This is a genomic window from Deltaproteobacteria bacterium (assembly GCA_016874735.1).
Taxonomy (GTDB): domain Bacteria; phylum Bdellovibrionota_B; class Oligoflexia; order Oligoflexales; family CAIYRB01; genus CAIYRB01.
The window spans coordinates 1-3,254 of sequence record VGTI01000145.1 but is presented as its reverse complement, the minus strand read 5'-3'; the positions used below and the strand labels follow the sequence as shown (position 1 = coordinate 3,254).

General features: G+C 53.5%; 5 protein-coding genes. 4 read left to right on the top strand and 1 reads right to left on the bottom strand.

Annotated features, from left to right (window positions below; translation table 11 throughout):
- From FJ146_19755 to FJ146_19740, 4 genes are all read left to right on the top strand, one after another.
- Window positions 1–447 (top strand): isopenicillin N synthase family oxygenase (locus FJ146_19755; protein MBM4254207.1); only part of this gene is annotated, 447 nt, incomplete at its 5' end.
- Between the two features lie 120 nt (window positions 448–567).
- Complete coding sequence (locus FJ146_19750; GenBank protein MBM4254206.1) at window positions 568–1,173, top strand: lytic polysaccharide monooxygenase; 606 nt, start codon at window positions 568–570, stop codon at window positions 1,171–1,173.
- Between the two features lie 16 nt (window positions 1,174–1,189).
- Window positions 1,190–1,591, top strand: coding sequence for a hypothetical protein (locus FJ146_19745; protein ID MBM4254205.1), 402 nt, complete (start codon window positions 1,190–1,192; stop codon window positions 1,589–1,591).
- An 18-nt stretch (window positions 1,592–1,609) separates the two neighbouring features.
- The gene (locus FJ146_19740; protein MBM4254204.1) at window positions 1,610–2,350 is read left to right on the top strand and encodes a TerC family protein; all 741 of its coding nucleotides are present in this window, start codon (window positions 1,610–1,612) and stop codon (window positions 2,348–2,350) included.
- On the opposite strand, the gene FJ146_19735 is transcribed toward FJ146_19740, so the two are convergent.
- On the bottom strand, window positions 2,339–2,806 hold the full coding sequence (locus FJ146_19735; GenBank protein ID MBM4254203.1) for a DUF2202 domain-containing protein: 468 nt from the start codon (window positions 2,804–2,806) through the stop codon (window positions 2,339–2,341). The two genes, FJ146_19740 and FJ146_19735, sit on opposite strands and share 12 nt — an antisense overlap.
- Between the last annotated feature and the right edge of the window lie 448 nt (window positions 2,807–3,254).

Sequence of the window (3,254 nt, the reverse complement as noted above, 5' to 3'; positions counted from 1 at the left end):
CCACCGGAGCAACCGGCTGATGTTAGTGCTTGGGGTGTCGGCGAACACACCGACTATGGCCTGCTCACAATACTCAAACAGGACGATTGTGGCGGCCTCGAAATCAAACGCCAGGGTCAGTGGATCCATGCACCGTATGAGCCCAATACATTCGTCTGTAACATGGGCGATATGTTGGAGCGCATGACAGGCGGCCTTTATCGTTCCACCTTACACCGCGTCCGCAACGTGTCCGGGAGGCATCGCTACTCGTTCCCACTCTTTTTCGATCCTGGATTTGATGTCCAGGTGGGTTTACTACCGGGCTGCAGCATCATCGAGGAGCCTGCCCAGAGTCGCTGGGACCTTCGCTCCGTCCACGCCTTTCAGGGCACCTACGGGGACTACCTCTTAGACAAAGTCAGCAAGGTTTTCCCTCAATTAAAACCAGCCATCGGCAAAAAGTGAGCAAGATATTTGGCGAAATCGGCACCCTCGGAAATTAGCTCAAGCTCCACAGTGTAACTGCCGATAAATAAAAGCGATGGGCGGGTTGGGTGCGCCCGAAGGAAGCCAAAGGAGCGACCGATGCTGAGACTGCCCCTCGTTACCGCCTTAACCGCAATTTCCTTCGCCTCCCCAGCGTTGGGGCACGCGCGTATCAAACCGAACTCGAGCTTGAATCCACGCACGACTAGCTCCGGTGAGAAGACCGGTCCCTGCGGTGCCACCACACCAACGACTGACCCCACGAAACGCACAACCCTAGCGCCAGGGCAAAAACTGGTCGTCATGTGGGAGGAGACCATTAACCACCCAGGGAGCTACCGCATTGCTTTTTCCAAGGATGGCATCAACGGGTTTGACAACAACGTACTCCTGAACAACATTCCGGACACTAAAGACACCCCAGTCAATTATTCCGATCCAACGACCTATCATCAGTTCTCTGCAACCGTAACCGTACCCCAGGACATTTGCGAAACGTGCTCCATTCAACTCATTCAGGTGATGACGGATCAGGGCGGTAAACCGTACTTTTCCTGCGCCGACATAAGAATAAGTAACACGCCTCCCAAATCGGGCGACGTAACGGGCACTCCAGCACCAAGCCCCATGCCGTCACCGTCCACGCCCCAGTCCGCCCCAACGGCTCCGACGAATTTAAAAGTTAAGGTAAGTCCCAAAACCTAGAAAGACAGAAACATCCATGCGTATGACAACAAAAGTCATCACCACCTTGATCCTAGGCCTAGGCCTTGGCGGTTCCTTCCTGGCCTGTGGCAACGGCGCCCAAAACTCAGGCGGCAATGCCAAGGCGCCGGCCGCTGCAAAATCCTCTACGGTGACACTCACCTGGGATGCCCGGGCAGGCAAGGCAGCCCAGTCATTCAACATCTTTGGTATGCCAAGTCCTGAAGCCGCCGAGGTGCCGATCACTTCCATTAAGGCAGACGCTAAGGGGTTTGACCCGAAGAATCCTAGCGCTATACTGAGCACGACCGATAAGAACTTAAAGCCTTACATTGGTAAGAACTTCTGCTTCACGGTCACTGCCGTAGTTGATGGCGTTGAGTCAGCGTCCTCGCAACCGGCCTGTCAAAAGTTATAGCTGTGCGAGGAGTATACGTTGGACGCTGTTGCTACTGATCTTTTTACCCTGCAGAATCTGATCGCGCTGATATCACTAGCCGCCCTAGAAATAGTGCTCGGTATCGACAACATCGTCTTCATCGCCATCATCACCAGTCGACTGCACAGGTCACAGCAAGCAAAGATGCGGCGCATCGGCCTGGTCCTTGCCATGTTGCAGCGCATATTGCTGCTTTTCGCCATCGGTTGGGTTGTTAGGTTGACGGACCCCCTCTTTACCATTCTGGACCGCGGCGTATCGGGACGCGACCTCATTCTCATTGGCGGTGGTCTCTTCCTTATCGCTAAAGCTACTTTTGAGATTCACGGCACGATCGAAGGTGGCCACGAGCACGGTACGGATGGCTCTCAATCTCCACCAGCCAGTGCCGCATCAATACTCGTCCAAATAACACTACTGGACGTGGTCTTCTCGCTAGACTCAGTGATCACCGCAGTGGGTATGGTAAACAACTTAACAATTATGGTGGCGGCCGTTGTGGCCTCCGTCGCTGTGATGGTGCTTTTTGCCAATCCCGTCAGCGAATTCATCGTCAAGCATCCCACCATAAAGATGCTGGCATTGTCCTTTTTACTACTCATCGGCGTGGTGCTGACGGCTGACGGCACCGGTCACCACGTGGAAAAGGGCTACATCTACTTTGCCATGGGCTTTTCCATTCTGGTCGAGGCCTTTAATTTTAGACTGCGATCCAAAGCTAAGGCTTCAGCCGGGTAAACCGCTGCAACGCTCAAGCGCCGGTATATGGCGCCCAGCAGAAGCCTCACGGATCCACTCTAAGGTGGCCTTGATATCAGGCTCCGTCGTCTCAGCAATGAGACGGTCAAGTAGGGCAACGTTTTCCCTCTCGGCATCGAGACTCACCTGACACGCAGACGCGACGCTCAGATACATGACGGGTGCGGGCTCGATTACGGCTGCAGGTGTGAATCCTCGCGCAATGTAGAGATCAGCGAGGTGATCCAGATGCCGTCTCTCAGCCTCGACCAGATTTACAAACGGTCTGATAGCGCCAAATTGCTCGACGACTGCCTCGTAGCGGATATACGCCTTGAGCTCATCTTGGTACGCCTCGTCTAGAATAGCTTTTGAATCTGTGGCAGCAAGGCAGACAGTGGTTGCAGTTGCCGCGAAGGTGGCCAGTATTCCACGGCAGAGAAATAATCTAAACATAAGGTCCTCCTGTAAGTATTTGCATGATACGCGTGCGCCTTATAACGCAACTCTTGATGGCTGCAATTTCTGCGCCGCTTACGAGTGTGTAAAAACTCTGGCCAAAATCCCCAAGCACAGACGCCAAGTGAGAAATTAACCCTGATCATCTGGGTAGTTATGGTGGACGCAAATTTGCAGTGGGTTCGCACGGAGGTCCGTTTATGCTGCGACTTAGAATATCGGCTTTAGCTGCTTTGCTCATAACCTCGTACGCCCTGCAAGGCTGTAGTGCGGCGGACGTTATTCGTAATCGAATAACAGAACGATCAAATGAAAGACCAAGCGAACCATCAAAGTTAACAGAAAACGTAACCATCAGTGCCACGACCCACGTCTGTCACGCTCTGCCCGACTTTGAATTATGTGTTCCTCATCCGGGACGCGACCGGGCGATCGTCGCAAGGTC